Genomic DNA, 20,102 nt, shown 5'->3' with positions numbered 1-20,102 from the left:
CCTATGAAGCACATTCGCAATTTTTCGATTATCGCCCATATTGACCATGGTAAATCCACTCTTTCTGACCGTCTAATTCAAGTTTGCGGTGGCCTGAGTGACCGTGAAATGGAAGCCCAAGTACTGGATTCTATGGATCTAGAGCGTGAACGCGGCATTACTATCAAAGCGCAAAGCGTTACGTTGGATTACAAAGCGAAAGACGGTGAAACTTACCAGCTCAATTTTATCGATACACCGGGGCACGTTGATTTCTCTTATGAGGTGTCTCGCTCTCTAGCCGCTTGTGAAGGTGCTTTGCTGGTGGTGGATGCCGGTCAAGGTGTTGAAGCGCAAACGTTAGCCAACTGTTACACCGCGATTGAGATGGACCTGGAAGTGGTGCCAATCCTCAACAAGATTGACCTGCCAGCGGCGGAGCCTGAGCGAGTTGCTGAAGAAATCGAAGAGATTGTTGGCATTGATGCCATGGAAGCCACTCGCTGCTCAGCGAAAACGGGCTTGGGTGTTGACGATGTATTAGAAAACATCGTTTCAGCGATTCCAGCGCCAGAAGGCGATCCTGAGGCGCCATTGCAAGCTCTGATTATTGACTCTTGGTTTGACAACTATCTAGGCGTTGTTTCCTTGGTCCGTATTAAAAACGGCACACTGAAAAAGAATGACAAGATTAAGGTAATGAGCACAGGCCAAGTCTGGGGTGTGGATCGCCTGGGTATTTTCACTCCTAAGCAATTGGATACCAATGAGCTGAAAACCGGTGAAGTAGGCTGGGTGGTTTGTGGCATCAAAGATATCCTAGGCGCGCCAGTGGGTGATACCTTGACGCTATCCAAACACGGTTGTGAGGAAGCTCTGCCTGGCTTTAAAAAAGTGAAACCGCAAGTCTACGCGGGTCTTTTCCCTGTCTCGTCAGATGATTATGAAAATTTCCGCGATGCGTTGGGCAAACTCAGCTTAAATGACGCGTCGCTATTTTATGAGCCAGAAAACTCAGCAGCGTTAGGTTTTGGTTTCCGTTGTGGCTTCTTGGGAATGCTCCACATGGAAATTATCCAAGAGCGTTTAGAGCGTGAATACGACTTGGACTTAATCACCACCGCGCCTACCGTAGTGTATGAAGTAGAAAAAAGCGATGGTGACTTACTCTATGTCGACAGCCCAGCGAAACTGCCTGCAGTGAACGATCTAGAAGAGATTCGTGAGCCGATTGCACGTTGTAACATCCTTGTGCCTTCTGACTACTTGGGTAACGTGATTACATTATGTGTTGAAAAGCGTGGTGTGCAGGTCGACATGGTGTACCACGGCAATCAAGTGGCGCTGACTTATGATATTCCAATGGCTGAAGTGGTACTGGATTTCTTTGACCGTTTGAAGTCGACTTCTCGCGGCTATGCGTCTTTGGATTACAACTTCCAACGCTTTGAAGCATCGAACATGGTTCGTGTGGATGTATTACTTAACGGCGATAAAGTGGATGCGTTGGCTATCATCACACACAAAGATCAAGCGCAAACCCGAGGTCGTCAGTTGGTTGAGAAGATGAAAGAGTTTATTCCTCGCCAGATGTTTGATATCGCGATTCAAGCGGCCATCGGCAACCATATTATTGCTCGCTCAACCGTTAAGCAGCTCAGAAAGAACGTTATTGCCAAATGTTACGGTGGTGACGTCAGTCGTAAGAAAAAACTACTCAAGAAGCAAAAAGAAGGTAAGAAGCGCATGAAGCAGATTGGTAACGTGGAGTTGCCTCAAGAAGCCTTCTTAGCGATTTTGCATGTAGGAAAAGATTAAAATTTTAGGTTAGGTTTCAATCGAGCAGAATGAAAGTGGCTGTTTTCAGTCCACTTTCATTTTCATATTGAGGATAAGGACAAGCGATGGCGAATACTTTTTCAATCATACTCGTTATTGTCACATTGGTGACAGGCATTGTATGGGCATTAGAGAAGTGGGTATGGAGTAAAAAGCGTGAAGCGAAGCTTAAAGCGGTGGAAGCGCAAACAAACGGCTTGGATGAGAATACCGTCAAAAAGTTGAAAACTCAGCCATGGTGGATAGAAAATAGTGTCTCTATTTTTCCAGTTATCGCATTTGTTTTGATTCTGCGCTCGTTTGTATTTGAGCCTTTTCAAATCCCATCAGGCTCTATGATGCCAACACTTTTGGTTGGCGATTTTATTCTGGTGGAAAAGTTTGCTTATGGGTTAAAAGACCCAGTTTGGCATCACCAATTGATCAATACTGGCGAGCCAAAGCGTGGCGATATAGCAGTGTTTCGTTATCCGCCGAATCCAAAAATTGATTACATTAAACGCATCGTCGGATTACCTGGTGATGTTATTCGCTACAACAGCGATAAAGTACTGTGTATTCAACCTAAAGGTGCGTCTCAGTGCACGAATGTGGTGGACAGCAACGTACATCAAAGCCGTTTTGTGCAAAACGGCGTGCACTTAATTGAGAAAACCGAACATTTAGGTAAAGTGGCGCATCATATATTGATTAACCCACTTCGTCGTGATCGTACTTATGAGTATCAACCACGGCCAGGTGTCGATGAGTGGGTAGTACCACCAGGTGAATATTTTGTGATGGGTGATAACCGTGACAACAGTGCTGATAGCCGTTACTGGGGTTTTGTGCCAAAAGCGAACCTGGTTGGTAAAGCGGTTGCGATTTGGATGAGCTTTACCTTCGATCGTAGCCCTAACAGCATTTTGCCTTCATGGGTTCCAACGGGTGTACGTTTGGACCGAATAGGTAGTATTAAATAGCCTAACTTGGTTAGGCCGAATAAGATGAGAGAGTATGAGTTCTCCTATTAATAAGTTAGAAAAGAAGCTCGGCTATCAGTTTGATAAGGCTGAGCTTATTAATTTGGCGCTGACTCACCGCAGCGCCAATGGTAAACACAACGAGCGTCTTGAGTTTCTGGGCGATTCAATTTTAAGTTTTGTCATTGCCGATGAGCTGTATCAGCGTTTTCCCAAGGTGAACGAAGGTGATATGAGCCGAATGCGAGCGACGTTAGTTCGAGGCCACACTTTGGCTGAGCTTGGTCGTGAGTTTCAGCTAGGAGATTACTTAAAATTAGGTCCAGGTGAATTGAAAAGCGGTGGTTTCAGGCGAGATTCGATTCTTGCTGACGCCGTCGAAGCCATCATTGGTGCGATTTACTTAGATAGCGATATCGAAAATGCCAGAAAGATCGTATTGGCTTGGTATAAAACCAGACTGGATGGAATCAAGCCTGGGGTGTCGCAAAAAGATCCTAAAACACGTTTGCAAGAATATCTGCAAGGGCGCAAAAAACCATTGCCTGTCTATACAGTCACCAATATTAAAGGTGAGGCCCACAATCAAGAGTTTACCGTCTCTTGTGATATTGTTGATCTAAAAGAGTCTATTATTGGAGTAGGGACTAGTCGCCGTAAAGCGGAGCAGGCGGCTGCGGAATCTGCACTAGAGAAGTTAACAAATGTCGGATAAAGAATTTGATATTGATGCGTATTTTGCATCTCATGGTGAAGCTACTTCACCGGAAAACCAGCACTGTGGATTTATTGCGATAGTGGGGCGACCTAATGTCGGTAAATCGACACTGCTAAATAAAATTCTTGGGCAGAAAATATCCATCACCTCTCGTAAGCCTCAAACGACACGCCATCGAATTATGGGTGTGGATACCGATGGCGACTACCAAGCGATTTATGTCGATACTCCAGGGTTGCACATTGAAGAAAAAAGAGCCATTAACCGCTTAATGAACCGTGCAGCGAACAGCTCACTAAGTGATGTGAACTTGGTGTTCTTTTTAGTCGATGGTACGCAATGGACCAAAGATGACGAGATGGTGCTAAATAAACTGGAGAAATCGAATTTTCCCGTTGTGCTGTGCGTGAATAAGGTAGACAACGTTAAAGACAGAAATGACGTGATGCTGCATATGCAGGAGATGTCCAAGAAAATGGACTTTGTTGATGTAGTACCTATCTCTGCCAAGCATGGCAAAAATATTGATGTATTACACAAACATGTGCGTGAGCATTTACCCAAAGCGACACATCACTTCCCTGAAGAATATGTGACCGATCGTTCTCAGCGCTTTATGGCATCAGAAATACTGCGTGAAAAGTTGATGCGTTTTACAGGCGATGAGTTGCCCTATTCTGTTACGGTGGAAATCGAGCGTTTTGATTACAACCCTGAGACAGACGGCTTCCACATCAACGGACTTATTTTAGTCGAGAGAAGCGGCCAGAAAAAAATGGTGATTGGTAAGGGCGGCGAAAAAATCAAAACCATAGGCCGAGAAGCTAGATTGGATATGGAAGAGCTGTTTGGTCGCAAAGTGTATCTAGAAACTTGGGTTAAAGTGAAATCTGGTTGGGCCGATGATGAAAGAGCGCTTCGCTCGCTCGGTTACATGGATGACCTTTAAATAATGGTTATATTGAGAGAGCTACCAGCTCTCTCTTTCACTTTATTGGCAGAGGAAAAGGTTAGGTGAGTGATGATCTACAACGTTGCTTCATATTAAACCGTCGCCCGTATAGTGAAAGCAGCCTTATTCTGGATGTATTTAGTGAAGAACAAGGCCGAATCAGCTTAATTTCAAAAGGAGCGCGAAGTAAGCGCTCAACTCTCAAAGGCGCTCTGCAACCTTTCACGCCACTGTTGCTAAAATGGTCTGGCAAAGGCTCAATGAAAACGTTGCGCCAAGCAGAGGCAATTAGCCTTGGTCTGCCTCTTAGTGGTATTTATCTCTACTCAGCGCTGTATTTAAACGAATTGATCGGTCGTGTCTTGTCTGCCCAAGTGCCCATGCCTGCACTTTTTCATGATTATTTGGCGGCTCTGACCGAGTTAGCTCAGTGCGATAACCCTGAACCTGCACTGCGCCGTTTTGAGCTATCTCTACTCAATGCCATGGGCTATGGCGTTGATTTCTTTTATTGTGCAGGCTCAGGGGAAGTCATTGAACCTAGCATGACCTATCGCTTTCGTGAGCAAAAAGGATTTATTGCTTCGGTAAGAAAGGATCACTTAACCTTTTTAGGAGAAGAGCTCATCGCAATGGGAGAGCGACATTTTGTTAGCAAAAATCAACTAAAAGCGGCAAAACGCTTTACTCGTATAGCCTTAAAGCCTTATCTTGGCGGCAAACCATTAAAAAGTCGGGAGCTGTTTAGTATCCAGCCCAACGCTTCCAAATTACGGAGTAACTAAAATGAGCCCAATCTTCCTCGGCGTAAATATTGATCATATTGCAACGCTGCGTAATGCACGTGGTACTCAGTATCCAGATCCAGTCCATGCAGCAGAAATTGCAGAAAGAGCAGGCGCAGATGGTATCACTATTCACCTTCGTGAAGATCGTAGACACATTAATGACAGAGATGTGCGCATTTTGCGCGAGACGTTGCAAACTCGAATGAATCTAGAAATGGCGGTCACGGATGAAATGGTGGAGATTGCATTAAATACCCAGCCAGATTTTGTCTGTTTAGTGCCAGAAAAGCGTGAAGAGCTTACTACCGAAGGCGGACTGGATGTGGCGGGCCAACTTGAGAAGATTAAAGCGGCGACAGAAAAGTTAACGGCAGCAGGCATTCAGGTTTCGCTGTTTATTGATGCTGATAGAGAGCAAATTGATGCGGCCAAAGCATGTGGCGCCCCTTTTATTGAATTGCACACCGGCCACTATGCCGACGCAAAAACTGAAGCCGATATGCAAGATGAACTAAAGAAAATTGCAGCAGCAGCAAGTTATGCCAGCGATCTCGAAATTACCGTGAATGCAGGTCATGGCCTCACTTATCACAATGTGGCACCCATTGCGGCATTGCCTGAAATCTATGAATTAAACATCGGCCACTCTATAATTGGAAGAGCGGTATTTGATGGGCTGGCGAAAGCCGTGTCAGATATGAAAAGTGTTATGGATGCGGCACGGAGATAAGTATATATGGCGATAGTTGGTATAGGGACAGATATTGCAGAAATAGAAAGGTTTGATCGAGCATTGGAGCGCTCAGGTGAGTCCTTTGCTAGGCGTATTCTTACTGACTTTGAATATGCGACCTATGTTGACTTGAACAATAGAAGCCGCTTTCTTGCTAAGCGGTTTGCTGCAAAAGAAGCGGCTTCTAAAGCCCTAGGGACAGGAATTGCCGCTGGCGTGACCTTTCAAGATTTTCAAGTGTCGAATGACGCAAAAGGCAAGCCAATCCTTACCTTAGCTAATAAGGCGAAAGAAATCGCGCTAGAGCAAGGAGCAACTCACTATCATCTATCCCTTTCCGATGAACGCCACTATGCTGTGGCGACGGTGATTTTTGAATCTTAACTTAGACTAGGGCGCGCCCTAATTAACGCTAAGTGGATAAATACTCAACCGAACTTTCAGTGACTTTTTCAATTTCATCTTGAAGCTCAAATAACTCAGGTTCAACATCGGCGATGCTTGAACCTGAGCGCAGTGCTTGCTCAATGGTTGCACAGACCGATTTTAGCCGAGGTACGCCACTGTACGCGCAGCTGCCATGCAGTTTGTGAATGTAGTGCAGGAGGTTCTCTATATCTGCTTGGTCACTGTCAGCAATGGCTTTATCAATCACAGGCACGACTTCTGGCAAATAAGCGATAAGCATTTGTAGCATGTCCTTGGCTAAATCTTCCTTAAATGCAGATTGCTTTAATGCTAGCTGCCAGTCAATGATTTGATTTGATTGAGATGGCTTTACATCGGTTGTCGATGCTTTAGAGTCACCCTCAATAGAACCGCTGTCATCTAATGAGGTGCCTGTTGACGATGAGTGACTGCTCCAATACTTGAGTGTTTTTTGCAATCTTTGCTCTTCGATAGGCTTGGTGAGATAGTCATCCATCCCCGCATCAAGCAGTCTATTTCTTTCCCCACTCATGGCGTGAGCGGTAACGGCAATCACTGGCGTATCAGCATTTAACTTGGTTTTCTTGATATGTTTGCACGCGGTGACGCCGTCCATTTGCGGCATCTGAATATCCATCAATATCACATCAAACTGACGCTCAGTGGCATGCTTAATCGCTTCAGGGCCGCTGGTGCACACCACAACGAGATCCACGCGCTCTTCAAGCAGGGCTTCGATCAGCTTTAGGTTGGCTTTATTGTCATCGACAGCCATGACGGATAAAGGCAGTTTCTCTAATTTTTCAGGGGCTGCTGGAGGGCTGATCACAGGTTCAATTTTTTCGGGTTCTTCTGAGATCAAGGCTTGCAGCAGCTTTTTCTTAGCCAATGGTTTCGTAATGCAAGGTATGTGGTACTTTTGCACTAAGTGATCGGCGAGCGCTAATGTGGTGCTAGGTGTACTAATGATGACGTTAGATGCAACACTTTGTGCCCATTCCACTTGCTGTTCGATACTGTCAACTTGGTGCTCTGTATTAGGGGGAAGGCACAATAATAAATAGTCGAAGTGCTGTTCAATCTGAGTAATGGTTGAGGTATGGGCCACATTGAGCTGGAACTGATCTAATAGCATACGAGTCGCCAGTGCGGCTTGGGCATTGGGTTCAATAAGCAGTAAGGTTTTTTGCTCAAGTGTTTCGATGGGATACAAGTCAGTAATCGGCATATCGCTTGGTAGCATGCGAACCGTAAACCAGAAGGTTGATCCTTGATGCAGGCGGCTCGTTAGGCTGATTTCTCCACCCATTTGAGCGACGAGCTTTTGCGTAATCACCAGCCCGAGCCCGGTTCCACCATACCGACGTGAGATACTGGCATCGGCTTGGCTGAAAGCTTGGAAAAGCTGTGCTTGTTGGCGCTCTGAAATCCCTATTCCTGTATCGCGAATCATAAATTGCAGCTCAATGTATTCTTCTTTTTGTGAGCGCATTTCAACACTGATATCGACGTTTCCATGCTCGGTAAACTTGATGGCATTACCGACTAAGTTGGTCATGATTTGTTGGATTCTTAATGGGTCCCCAACCAGCCCAGGTGGGATTTTAGGGTCGACTTTTAAGGTGAGCTCTAAGCCTTTTTCATGTGCGCTGGTGGCTTGTAAGCTGACCACTTCCTCTAAGCTATCTTGGAACTCAAACGGGATATTTTCTAGCGCGAGTTTTCCCGCCTCTAGTTTAGAAAAATCCAAAATATCGTTGATGATGGCTAATAAGTTGTTGGCCGACTTCTCTATGGTGATGAGATAATCCGTTTGGCTGTTGGTCAGGTTGGTTTTCAACATTTGCCGAGTAAAGCCAATCACACCATTTAACGGTGTCCTTAACTCATGCGACATATTGGCTAAAAACTCTGACTTAACTCGTGCGGCTTCTTGCGCGCGTTTTTTCGCAATGTCTAGCTCAACGTTTTGGATCTCTAGCTGTTCTAAGGTTTCCCTTAAATCGGATGTAGCCTGATCAATGCTGTGCTGCATTTCGATATGATATTCAGATAACGATACGGCCATCGCATTGATGCCGTTTTTGAGCGCATCTAACTCGCCATGCAGCTTACCTTCAATTCGTACATCTAAATGACCACGGCGAATTCTGTCGACCATATTTTTCATATGCGTAATCGGCCGGGTGACATCTTGCAGCAACCTGAAAGCAAAAATGCTCGATAAGCCTAGGCCGGCGAGCAAGACCAAGAAGGCGAAGAAGATCTCTTGATATTGTTGCAGCCTTAAAGATGAAAGGTCGAGTTCGACGGCGATATAGCCCAATGCTTGATTGGGCCCGGCTTGGCCAGTTAAGTTGGATATATAGCCGCCTTCTGCCAAAATTGGTGCGCGTAGAATCAGTGTATTGTCATGCAACTCAGATGAGCCAGTCAGCGGGATCGGCTTGTCTTTCGGAAAAGTGAGCTCTTGAAAATTAGGGTGAAAGTTCGAAGTGACAAACAAGTCATGGTTGTAATCAAAAACGGCAATACTGCGAACGAATTTAGAGTTTTTACGGTGAGCGTAGCTGATGAGCCGCCTAACAGATTCGCGGTTTTGAGTTTTTAGTCCTTCGGCACTGGCGATGGCTAAAGGCTCTATGATACTTAAACCCTCATTGATCACTTGTTTTTCTAAGTCGTGGTAGCGACTAAAAGAAAAAAAGGCACTTAAAAGCAAGCCAATGATTAATGTTGGCGCGAGAGTTAAAGTAATTACGCGGGCGCGTAAGCCGTATCGTGTCATTATTATCTAAACATCATCTCTTGGATATGGGAAAATAACGCCTTCACAGCCAACTTGGAAGTGATGTGTGTGGGAGAATCAACCACTCGCATCAATGAAATCACACCAGTTTGGCTATATACGAAACATTAAATTAGATACTTAGCTTAATCAAGTTAGCTTGCTTCGACAATCTTGCTAGGTCAATTTGCCGTTAACCAGAGAGTTAGCGGTGGTAGTCACATTTTCAGGTAAAACCATGGCACAATTTTTTCAACCTAAGAAAACTCAGTTAAATACCAAGCATCAACAAGTGTTAGTTGAGAAATTGGACCACTATGGAGCCGGCATCGGTTATCTATCGGGTAAGCCAGTGTTTATTGAAGGTGCATTACCCGATGAAAAGGTGGTAGTACAGCTTACCGAAAGTAAAAAGAAGTTCGCCCGAGCTAACTTAATCAAAGTGCTTACGCCGAGTCCAAAGCGTGTTCAACCATTTTGTCGGTATTATTCTGAGTGTGGTGGCTGCAACATGCAGCATTTGGAGCACTCTGCTCAGCTTGAATATAAACAAAGCTCACTGAGCCATTTGATGAAAGTGGCCTCTGGTCAATCCATACCTTTGCAACCTGCAGTGGTTGCAAACGAGAAAGGCTATCGGCGACGAACTCGTATAAGTACTTACTATCATAGAAAATCGGCTTCTCTTCAGTTTGGTTTTAGGAAAAAATCGAGTAACCAGATAGTTAACGTCGATCACTGCCCAGTATTAGTACCAGAGCTTAATACCTTATTACCTGATCTCAAAGTGGCGCTACAGCAACTTAAGCAACAAGATGCATTGGGTCATATTGAGCTAGTAAAAGCAGATTCAGGTGTGGTGTTGTTGGTAAGGAATACTAAAGCGCTTCCAGAATGTGATATCACACAACTGACCCAATTTGCTCAGCAGTTCAGTCTCTCATTATTTTTGTTACCCAATGACGGAAAGCTAGTGAAACTGTTGGGTGATACACCAAGTTACCGTGAAACAGGTTGTGAGGTGAGCTTTTCTCCTGATGGCTTTATCCAAGTTAATCAAGCTATTAACGAGAAAATGGTATCACAAGCTATCCAGTGGCTTGACGTGAGCGAGCAAGATAGAGTGTTGGATCTATTTTGTGGGGTGGGTAACTTCTCACTTGCTCTGGCCAAGCTGACCTCTGAAGTGGTTGGTGTTGAAGGCGTTCCTTCCATGGTAGAGCAGGCAACACACAATGCTCAGCTCAACCAATTAAATAATACGGACTTTTTCCACGCCAATTTAGAAGAAAGTTTAGATTCGGCCAAATGGGCGGCTAAGACATTTGATAAAGTATTGCTCGACCCTGCGAGAGCGGGGGCTGGAGTGGTCATCAACAACATAGCAGCAATGGGTGCTTCCCGAGTGGTTTATGTGTCTTGTAATCCGGCTACTCTCGCTCGGGATAGTGAATCATTATACCAACAAGGTTTTCGATTGGAGAAATTGGCTATGTTGGATATGTTTCCACATACCAGTCACTTAGAGTCCATGGCCTTGTTTGTGAGAAATTGATCCCAATAATATAGCTATTCACCTGAAACGTTCAGTAGACTCTGAATGACGACATGTAGGATAAAACAATGGTCGCGGTAAGAAGTGCGCATTTAAACCCAGACGAACAATTTGAAGTCGAGAAATGGATCGCCAGTCTGGGACAAGACTCCAAAACAGCAAAACGATTGACCCAAGTGTATCGTCAATGTGAGGAGATGTTGGAAGGTAACGAGGAAGGGCCAGTGCTACTGTGGCGTGGGCGAGAAATGATCGAAATTTTGATCACCTTGTCGATGGATACCGCGACCCTTGTTGCAGCGCAGCTTTTTCCAATTGTCATCAGTGGTATTTACGATCGAGAGCTGCTCGAAGAGAGGTACAGCAAAGAGATCGTTAAGCTTATCGTGGGTGTAGAGGAAATGGCGGCCATTGGTCATCTGAATGCGACCTTGGAGGGTACGGCGGCATCAGGTCAGGTGGATAATGTTCGCCGCATGCTTCTGGCCATGGTGGATGATTTTAGGTGTGTGGTCATCAAGCTTGCCGAGCGAATTTGCAACCTTATTGAAGTCAAAAAAGAGCCTGATGAAGTGCGTCGGGCTGCTGCGAAAGAGTGTGCCAACATTTACGCGCCTTTAGCCAACCGGTTAGGTATCGGTCAGCTAAAGTGGGAAATTGAAGATTACGCCTTTCGCTACCAGCAACCAGAAACGTATAAACAAATTGCCAAACAGCTTGCGGAAAGGCGCATTGTCCGCGAGCAATACATCACTGATTTTGTTGATGATCTCACCTCAGAAATGCACGCCTCACATATCTTGGCCGAAGTTAGTGGTAGACCCAAACATATCTATAGCATTTGGCGAAAAATGCAAAAGAAAAGCCTCGCCTTTGATGAGTTGTTCGATGTTAGGGCGGTGAGGATCATTGCCGATCGCCTGCAAGATTGTTATGCCGCGCTCGGTGTTGTGCACACCAAATACAAACATTTACCCGATGAGTTCGATGATTATGTGGCGAACCCTAAGCCGAATGGCTATCAGTCAATTCATACTGTGGTTCTAGGGCCAGAAGGTAAAACTATCGAAATCCAGATTCGAACCAAGCAAATGCACGAAGAATCAGAGCTTGGTGTTGCTGCGCACTGGAAATACAAAGAAGGCAGCAGCAGTCGAAGTGGTTACGATGAGAAGATTACTTGGCTACGTAAACTGATCGATTGGCAAGAAGAGATGTCGGATTCGGGTGAGATGCTTGATGAGCTGCGCAGCCAAGTATTTGACGACCGCGTCTATGCCTTTACTCCAAAAGGGGATGTGGTGGACTTGCCTATGGGCGCGACTCCGCTCGATTTTGCCTATCATATTCACTCTGAAGTCGGGCATCGTTGCATCGGCGCGAAAGTTGGCGGAAGAATTGTTCCTTTTACCCATAAGTTATCTATGGGCGATCAGGTTGAAATCATTACTTCGAAAGAGCCCAACCCTTCACGTGACTGGTTAAATCCGTCGATGGGGTTTGTTCACTCCGGTCGTGCGCGAGCAAAAATCAATGCTTGGTTTAGAAAGCAAGGACGTGAGAAAAACATTGAAGCTGGGCGAGAGATCCTAGAGTCTGAATTAGCCAAAATCGGTGCGTCACTAAAAGATGCCGATGAATACGCGCTTAAACGTTTTAACGTCAACACACCTGATGAGCTGTATGCCGGGGTAGGTAGCGGTGATTTGCGTATCAATCAGATCGTCAATCACATCAATGCGCTGGTTAATAAACCTACCGCGGAAGAAGAAGATCAGCAAGCGCTCGAGAAGCTGCAAGAAAGTGAGCAAAAATCGTCACCAGTAAGCCGTCCGAAAAAAGATGCGGTCGTGGTGGAAGGCGTGGATAATCTGATGACTCACCTAGCTCGATGCTGTCAGCCAATACCTGGTGACGAAATAAAAGGGTATATCACGCAAGGGCGTGGTATTTCAGTGCATCGCAGTGATTGTGAGCAGCTCGAAGAGCTATCTCATCATGCACCAGAGCGTATTATTGATACGGTGTGGGGCAGTGGGTTTGTTGGCTCTTATATCCTTACTATCAGAGTAGAGGCAATGGAGCGAAGTGGGCTGGTGAAAGACATTACCACCTTGCTTGCCAACGAGAAGATGAAAGTAACCAGCATGCGTAGTCGGACGGATTATAAACGCCAGTTATCTGTGATGGACTTTGACTTAGAAGTATCGAATATTGAAGTGCTATCGCGGGTGACCAAGCGTGTAGAACAAATCAAAGATGTCATGACGGTAAAACGTTTAGGTTAACCTCATCAAGATCAATAAATGTGCATGTTAAGGCGAGTGAACACTCGCCTTTTTATTAGGAAAAATCATGAGCCATCCAATACAACAACTTGAGCAAATCATGTCTCAACTTCGTGACCCTCAAACGGGTTGCCCTTGGGATAAAAAGCAGTCCTTCGATAGCATTATTCCTCACACGATAGAAGAAACCTTTGAAGTTGTGGATGCGATTTGCAATCGAGATTGGAACAATTTAAAAGAGGAACTTGGCGATCTTTTATTCCAGGTGGTTTTTTATAGTCAACTGGCAAAGGAGAAGCAGCTATTTGATTTTGCAGAGGTCGTCGAGAGCGTTAATGAGAAGTTGACCCGTCGGCACCCCCATGTCTTTGCAGAGGTGGAAGTGGCAGAAGAGGATCTCAACCAAAATTGGGAGCAAGAGAAAGCGAAAGAGAAGCAGCAGGCAGGCAAGACTGAGAGCAGCATTTTAGACTCAATTCCTCACTCTCTTCCTGCGTTATCAAAAGCCAATAAAATCCAGAAAAAGTGTGCCAAAGTTGGGTTTGACTGGGCAGAACTTCCACCTGTGGTTGAAAAGGTGCAAGAAGAAATTGATGAAGTGATGCAAGAGGTGGAGTCTGGCTCACCAGAAAAAGTGGAAGAAGAGTTAGGCGATTTACTGTTTGCGACGGTGAACTTGGTGAGGCATCTAGGAAAAGATCCTGAGGTGGCGTTAAGTAAAGCAAACCAAAAATTTTCGCGCCGATTTCAAGCACTGGAGCACATTGTGAGCGGCCGTGGAAAAGAATTAGCGCAATTAACGCTTGAGCAGTTGGATGACGTTTGGCATCAAGTGAAACAGCAAGAAGATGTTAAATCAATGAAACATAAAGATTAATTAAATTGGTGTATCATTGTCGCTTTTGCGCTCATTGACAAATTGATTTGAAGCAAAAAATAATTAGCAATGGTGTGATAGATTTCACGTTGTGGCGATAAAGGGCTTCTGGTATAGTTACATCCCGTCCAGAAGAAATCCATTTCCCTCATTCAACCAATTTCAGGTTAAACATGACGACAAATTACATTTTTGTTACTGGCGGGGTTGTATCCTCACTAGGTAAAGGTATTGCAGCAGCATCGTTAGCAGCGATCTTAGAAGCTCGCGGTCTTAAAGTGACTATGATGAAGCTAGATCCTTACATCAACGTTGATCCAGGCACAATGAGCCCAACTCAACATGGTGAAGTTTTCGTGACCGAAGATGGCGCAGAAACTGACCTAGACCTTGGTCACTATGAGCGTTTTATTCGCACCAAGATGACTAAGCGTAACAACTTTACGGCAGGTCGTGTTTACGCAGATGTACTACGTAAAGAACGTCGCGGAGACTACTTAGGCGCGACTATCCAGGTTATCCCTCATATTACCAACGCGATTAAAGATCGTGTTATCGCGGGCTCTGAAGGCCACGATGTCGCTATCGTTGAAGTTGGCGGTACGGTTGGTGATATCGAATCTCTACCATTTATGGAAGCCATCCGTCAGCTAGCGGTTGAGCTAGGACGTGAGCGTGCAATGTTCATGCACCTAACATTAGTTCCATACTTGGCTGCTGCAGGTGAAGTGAAAACCAAACCTACTCAACACTCAGTAAAAGAGCTTCTTTCTATCGGTATCCAGCCAGATATTCTGGTATGCCGTTCTGATAGAATGATCCCTGCAAATGAGCGTAAGAAAATTGCCCTATTCTGTAACGTGTCAGAAAAAGCGGTTATTTCGATGAAAGATGTGGATTCTATCTACAAGATCCCTCAATTGATCAAGTCTCAAGGTCTTGATGATCTTGTATGTGCCCGTTTTGGTATTGATGCCCCAGAAGCGAACTTGTCTGAATGGGAGCAGGTGATTTACGAAGAAGCCAACCCAACGGGTGAAGTCACCATTGGTATGGTAGGTAAATACATTGAATTGCCGGATGCATACAAATCGGTCAACGAAGCGCTAAAACACGCTGGATTGAAAAACCGTCTGAGCGTGAAGATCAAATACGTAGACTCTCAAGATGTGGAGAGCAAAGGCGAGGAAGCGCTAGAAGGCTTAGACGCTATTCTAGTTCCAGGTGGCTTTGGCGATCGCGGTATTGAAGGCAAAATCCGCTCTGCACAATACGCACGCGAAAATAAAGTGCCATACTTGGGCATTTGTCTGGGTATGCAAGTTGCCTTGATTGAGTATGCGCGAAATGTTGCGGGCATGGAAGGCGCGAACTCTTCTGAATTCGATAAAGAAACAAAATACCCAGTGGTTGGTTTGATCACTGAGTGGGTAGATGGTGAAGGCAATGTTGAAGAGCGCACAGAAGCCTCTGATCTTGGCGGCACTATGCGTCTTGGCTCTCAATTGTGCCACTTGGTTAAAGGCAGTAAAGCCCATGAGCTTTATGGCAACACTAAGATCCATGAACGCCACCGTCACCGTTTTGAAGTTAACAACATACTTCGTCCGCAAATTGAAAAAGCGGGCTTGAAAGTGTCTGGCCTATCGGCAGACAAGAAGCTGGTTGAAGTGATTGAAAACCCGAACCACCCTTGGTTTGTTGCGGCTCAATTCCACCCAGAGTTCACTTCCACTCCACGTGATGGTCACCCGTTATTTGAAGGTTTTATTAAAGCCGCTGGTGAATACCAACGTGACGAGTCGGAAAAGTAAATAGATACAGGTGGTTGCATTGATGCGGCCACCTCATTGAATTGACATTTAAATCGAACGAGAGGAAACATCGATGTCTAAGATCGTTAAAGTTTTAGGTCGTGAAATTATCGACTCACGTGGTAACCCAACAGTAGAAGCTGAAGTCCACCTAGAAGGCGGCTTTGTAGGTATGGCTGCTGCTCCATCTGGCGCATCAACAGGTTCTCGTGAAGCTCTTGAGCTTCGTGATGGTGATAAATCACGTTTCCTAGGTAAAGGTGTACTTAAAGCTATCGCTGCTGTAAACGGTCCAATCGCTGAAGCGCTAGTTGGTAAAGATGCGAAAGATCAAGCAGCAATCGATGCTCTAATGATCGACCTAGATGGTACTGAAAACAAATCTAACTTCGGTGCGAACGCTATCCTAGCGGTTTCTCTAGCTAACGCTAAAGCAGCTGCAGCTGTTAAAGGCATGCCTCTATATGAGCACATCGCTGAGCTAAATGGCACTCCAGGCCAGTTCTCTATGCCTCTACCAATGATGAACATCATCAACGGTGGTGAGCACGCAGACAACAACGTTGACATTCAAGAGTTCATGATTCAACCAGTTGGCGCATCTACTCTGAAAGAAGGTCTACGTATCGGTTCAGAAGTATTCCACAACCTAGCTAAAGTACTTAAGGCTAAAGGTCTTAACACTGCTGTAGGTGATGAAGGTGGTTTCGCTCCTAACCTTGAGTCTAACGCGGCTGCTCTAGCGGCTATCAAAGAAGCCGTTGAAGCTGCAGGTTACGTACTTGGTAAAGACGTGACTCTAGCGATGGACTGTGCTGCTTCTGAGTTCTACGACAAAGAAGCTGGCAACTACAACATGAAGGGCGAAGGTAAAGTCTTCACTTCTGAAGAGTTCAACCACTACCTAGCTGAGCTAGCTAACCAGTACCCAATCGTGTCTATCGAAGACGGTCTAGACGAGTCTGATTGGGAAGGCTTCAAGCACCAAACTGAACTTCTAGGTGATAAGCTTCAGCTAGTTGGTGACGATCTATTCGTAACTAACACTAAAATCCTAGCTGAAGGTATTGCGAAAGGTGTGGCTAACTCTATCCTTATCAAGTTCAACCAAATCGGTTCTCTAACTGAGACTCTAGCTGCTATCAAGATGGCTAAAGATGCAGGTTACACAGCAGTAATCTCTCACCGCTCTGGCGAAACTGAAGATGCAACTATCGCTGATTTAGCGGTAGGTACGGCTGCAGGCCAAATCAAGACAGGTTCTATGAGCCGCTCTGATCGCGTAGCCAAGTACAACCAACTAATCCGTATTGAAGAAGCACTAGGCGAACGTGCGCCTTACAACGGCTTGAAAGAAGTAAAAGGTCAAGCTTAATACTAGATTGGTTGTTTTAACTGTCTAAGTTGAAAGCGCTCCAGTGATGGGGCGCTTTTTTGTGTTCGATGATAATCTGAGTTTAGTTTTTGTCGATTAACGTTAATTTGGCACCAAGTATTTATTGATGAGCTTTTTCAAGGTCCCTTCATTTCTCAACCTTTCTATTGCATTGTTTATGTCGGCTGCGAGGTAAGCGCACGGCGAACTTCGGCTAAACGCAAAATAAACTTGTGTCGTGCTTACAGGCATATCTAGTGGAACAACTTTGTTTTCAACACCCATCTCGCGCAGTACAGGTAGCGTGTCATAGTAATCGGAAATGAAAAAATCGCTTCTGTTTATTAGAAGCCTAGCAATATGTTCGTTCTTTTTACCTATTTCACGCAGCGACAAGTGCTGCTCAGCATAGTGATCAAATTCTTCACCAAAGCTGCCTCCTAACGGGATATCCCCTCTTTTTCCAATCAGATCGGCGAGTTTTTCAAACGTGAATGTTTTGTCTTTGAGTACCCAAACGCGAGCCTCGTTTTGAAAAATGGGACTGGAGTAGTTGTAGGTTTGTGCGCGTTGCTTGGTCCAGTAAATACCAAGAATAATGTCTATTCGGCCCTGCTGGAGATTAAGTAAGGCACGTTTCCATGGGCGCGGCAAAAATTCAAATGGCGTCGAAACCTGACGGCTAACAGTAGACATAATATCGTAGGCAAGGCCGCTGATTTCTCCAGTGGTTTCATCTTGGATCAACAAGGGGTGCCAGCCAGTTGAGCCTGACACTTTGATTTGTTGGCACTCTGAGGCATAGACTGGCGTCGTAAACCAGCATACTAACATGAGTGCGCAGGCTGAAATGAAGGTTCGCCAATGTTTTTCCTGTATCATAAGCTTCTCAACACGGTTTGAAATCAACTTCATTGTGTAGAAGATTGACAATGTTTCAGTGTTAACTATTGCTTAAGTTTGCGAATCATGCCCATTTATTTCACTTCGGGCTGAAGCTGTGATGGCGAGCTTTAATGCTACTAGCGGGGAAAGACAATGCAAGGAGATAAGCAGTTGCTTTCTCCTTACACACTAGAGGTTGAATGGTATTTACATTCCATTGCCTGATTTATCAAGGTTTTTCATGCAGTAATCGAGCACTTTTCGGGCCATAGGCGCTGCTGATTCAACACCATAGCCTGCGTGTTCAATGATGACCGTGACGACAAATTTAGGATGTTTAAATGGTGCAAAACTTTCGAATAGGGAGTGGTCTTGCAAGTGCACATCTTTTATCTTGGCGTTATAGTTTTTGTTATCCAAGCTAAACACCTGAGAAGTACCGGTTTTACCACCACTGGTATAAGGTGCACCTCTAAATACCCGGCGCGCTGTACCAAGATGGCCCATATCCACTAAACGCATACCATTTAATGCTACATCCCAATCTTTTTTCGGTACATCTTGCATAACATGGATGGTTTTGTATTTCTTCAGCACTAAATCTTTAAATTGCTCACCATGATCTATAGTGGCACGCAGTATGTGCGGCTCCTCGATGTTGCCATGATCAATCAAAGTCACGAGTGCTTTGGCAAGTTGCATGTTGGTTGCTGTCCAGTAACCTTGTCCAATACCAACCGGGATAGTATCGCCCACATACCAAGGTTCGTGGTGCCGTGCACGTTTCCAAGCTTTGGTTGGCATGTTAGCGCTGCTTTCTTCATCTATATCGATGTCGGTGTTTTCGCCAAAACCAAACTTGTTCATCCAGGTAGATAACCTGTCGATACCCATCTTATAAGCAATATTGTAGAAAAATGAGTCCACTGATTCTTCGATAGCTTTGGTGACATTGACAATGCCATAGCCCCATCTATCCGCTTCATGGTAAATGTGCTTATCCTTGGAGTGTGGGATTCGCCATTGCCCATTGCGGTCATCAATGGTCGACGTTGGTGTGATCACTCCTGTGTCTAACGCGGCCACCGTGATAAAGGGTTTGACGGTTGAACCTGGAGGATAAATTCCTAATGTTGCTCGGTTAAGCAATGGGTGCTGAGGGTTGTCGAGCAGTTTACGATAGGCTTTGCTAGATATGCCATCGACAAATGGGTTTGGGTTGTAACTTGGGCTCGATACCATAGCGAGAACGCTATCGTTTCTTGGGTCGATAACGATGGCACTACCTGGGTGCTTCTTCTCATGAATCAGTTTATAAATGTATTCTTGAAGCTTGATATCGATATTTAAAACAATGTCTTTACCTGGAATAGGTGGTACGTATTTGAGTACACGTACGATACGACCATGGCTATTCACTTCGACTCTCTCGTAGCCTTTTGTACCATGTAACACGTTTTCGTAGTACTTTTCGATGCCGATTTTGCCAATGTACTTGGTGCCTTCGTAGTTGTCCGCTTTTCCTTCTTTGATAAGTTGTGCTTCGTCTCTATCGTTAATACGGCCAACATAACCCAACACATGGGTAAGGACTTCACCGTAGGGATAATAGCGTTTTAGGCCTGCCTCAATAGAAAGCCCTGGAAATTCGTATTCATGAACAGAGAATTCGGCGACTTGTTTATCGGTAAGATCAGTTATAAAGTCTTTTTCGCTAAAGCGGCGACTCCAACTATGAACCAATTTGTAAAACTGCTGAATTTGCTCCGGCGTAAGTTGCATATATTGTTGCAGGCGTTCAATCGTTGCTTTGGGGTTCTCTACTTTTTCGGGAGTAACGTCCAAATTGTAAACGGTGATGTTTTTTGCCAGAACATTACCATTTCTATCATAGATTAGGCCCCGTGGTGGCGGTACGGGTAGGATCTGAATGCTGTTGTCGTTAGACTGAGTTGTGTAACTCTTGTAGTCATCTACTTGTAGTTTGTATAAGTTACTAATGAGCGCAACAACGAGCAAAAGAAGACCAAAAAAAGCCATGAAAGCACGCCTGCGGAACAATTTAACTTCTTGTTCGTGATCTCGCAGTTGTTCTCGCTCTAGGTTCATTTTTTGATCTC

The 20,102-nt window shown here is 45.0% G+C and carries 15 protein-coding genes; 12 read left to right on the top strand and 3 right to left on the bottom strand.

From position 1 onward, the window contains the following. The first annotated feature begins 3 nt into the window (after positions 1-3). The 7 genes from lepA (at position 4) to acpS (ending at position 6,355) form a co-directional block, all read left to right on the top strand. Positions 4-1,797: a translation elongation factor 4 gene (gene lepA, locus M9194_RS08800; protein ID WP_250612261.1), complete on the top strand. Its 1,794-nt coding sequence runs from the start codon at positions 4-6 to the stop codon at positions 1,795-1,797. Positions 1,798-1,883: 86 nt separating this feature from the next. Beyond that, positions 1,884-2,780 carry a signal peptidase I gene (lepB, locus tag M9194_RS08795; protein ID WP_250612260.1) on the top strand — a complete coding sequence of 299 codons (897 nt, stop codon included), beginning with the start codon at positions 1,884-1,886 and terminating at the stop codon, positions 2,778-2,780. A 34-nt stretch (positions 2,781-2,814) separates the two neighbouring features. After that, positions 2,815-3,495 carry a ribonuclease III gene (rnc, locus tag M9194_RS08790; protein WP_250612259.1) on the top strand — a complete coding sequence of 227 codons (681 nt, stop codon included), beginning with the start codon at positions 2,815-2,817 and terminating at the stop codon, positions 3,493-3,495. After that, positions 3,485-4,447, top strand: coding sequence for a GTPase Era (era, locus tag M9194_RS08785; RefSeq protein WP_250612258.1), 963 nt, complete (start codon positions 3,485-3,487; stop codon positions 4,445-4,447). Before rnc ends, era begins: the two co-directional genes overlap by 11 nt. A 65-nt stretch (positions 4,448-4,512) precedes the next feature. After that, complete coding sequence (recO, locus tag M9194_RS08780) at positions 4,513-5,235, top strand: DNA repair protein RecO (RefSeq protein ID WP_250612257.1); 723 nt, start codon at positions 4,513-4,515, stop codon at positions 5,233-5,235. Position 5,236: 1 nt separating this feature from the next. Further along, the gene (pdxJ, locus tag M9194_RS08775) at positions 5,237-5,968 is read left to right on the top strand and encodes a pyridoxine 5'-phosphate synthase (protein ID WP_250612256.1); all 732 of its coding nucleotides are present in this window, start codon (positions 5,237-5,239) and stop codon (positions 5,966-5,968) included. 6 nt (positions 5,969-5,974) lie between these two features. Beyond that, positions 5,975-6,355 carry a holo-ACP synthase gene (acpS, locus tag M9194_RS08770; protein WP_250612255.1) on the top strand — a complete coding sequence of 127 codons (381 nt, stop codon included), beginning with the start codon at positions 5,975-5,977 and terminating at the stop codon, positions 6,353-6,355. Between the two features lie 28 nt (positions 6,356-6,383). Here the strand turns inward: acpS and barA are convergent, their stop codons facing one another. Then, positions 6,384-9,188, bottom strand: coding sequence for a two-component sensor histidine kinase BarA (barA, locus tag M9194_RS08765; RefSeq protein ID WP_250612254.1), 2,805 nt, complete (start codon positions 9,186-9,188; stop codon positions 6,384-6,386). Positions 9,189-9,426: 238 nt separating this feature from the next. On the opposite strand from barA, the gene rlmD reads away from it, so the two are divergent. The 5 genes from rlmD (at position 9,427) to eno (ending at position 17,097) form a co-directional block, all read left to right on the top strand. Next, the gene (gene rlmD / locus M9194_RS08760) at positions 9,427-10,743 is read left to right on the top strand and encodes a 23S rRNA (uracil(1939)-C(5))-methyltransferase RlmD (RefSeq protein ID WP_250612253.1); all 1,317 of its coding nucleotides are present in this window, start codon (positions 9,427-9,429) and stop codon (positions 10,741-10,743) included. Between the two features lie 68 nt (positions 10,744-10,811). Then, positions 10,812-13,031, top strand: coding sequence for a GTP diphosphokinase (relA, locus tag M9194_RS08755; RefSeq protein WP_250612252.1), 2,220 nt, complete (start codon positions 10,812-10,814; stop codon positions 13,029-13,031). Between the two features lie 67 nt (positions 13,032-13,098). Beyond that, positions 13,099-13,908 carry a nucleoside triphosphate pyrophosphohydrolase gene (mazG, locus tag M9194_RS08750; RefSeq protein ID WP_250612251.1) on the top strand — a complete coding sequence of 270 codons (810 nt, stop codon included), beginning with the start codon at positions 13,099-13,101 and terminating at the stop codon, positions 13,906-13,908. Between the two features lie 173 nt (positions 13,909-14,081). Then, positions 14,082-15,722, top strand: coding sequence for a CTP synthase (gene pyrG, locus M9194_RS08745; RefSeq protein ID WP_250612250.1), 1,641 nt, complete (start codon positions 14,082-14,084; stop codon positions 15,720-15,722). A gap of 73 nt (positions 15,723-15,795) precedes the next feature. Continuing rightward, entirely contained in the window at positions 15,796-17,097 is a 1,302-nt protein-coding gene (eno, locus tag M9194_RS08740) for a phosphopyruvate hydratase (RefSeq protein ID WP_250612249.1), read from the top strand. Between the two features lie 102 nt (positions 17,098-17,199). Here the strand turns inward: eno and M9194_RS08735 are convergent, their stop codons facing one another. Both M9194_RS08735 and mrdA read right to left on the bottom strand, forming a co-directional pair. Continuing rightward, the gene (locus tag M9194_RS08735) at positions 17,200-17,979 is read right to left on the bottom strand and encodes a substrate-binding periplasmic protein (RefSeq protein ID WP_250612248.1); all 780 of its coding nucleotides are present in this window, start codon (positions 17,977-17,979) and stop codon (positions 17,200-17,202) included. 210 nt (positions 17,980-18,189) lie between these two features. Further along, entirely contained in the window at positions 18,190-20,091 is a 1,902-nt protein-coding gene (mrdA, locus tag M9194_RS08730) for a penicillin-binding protein 2 (protein ID WP_250612247.1), read from the bottom strand. Positions 20,092-20,102: the final 11 nt, after the last annotated feature.

The organism is Vibrio sinus (assembly GCF_023634645.1).
Classification (GTDB): Bacteria; Pseudomonadota; Gammaproteobacteria; order Enterobacterales; family Vibrionaceae; genus Vibrio; species Vibrio sinus.
The sequence above is the reverse complement of the archived record's forward strand: the minus strand, read 5'-3'. Positions and strand labels throughout refer to the sequence as shown.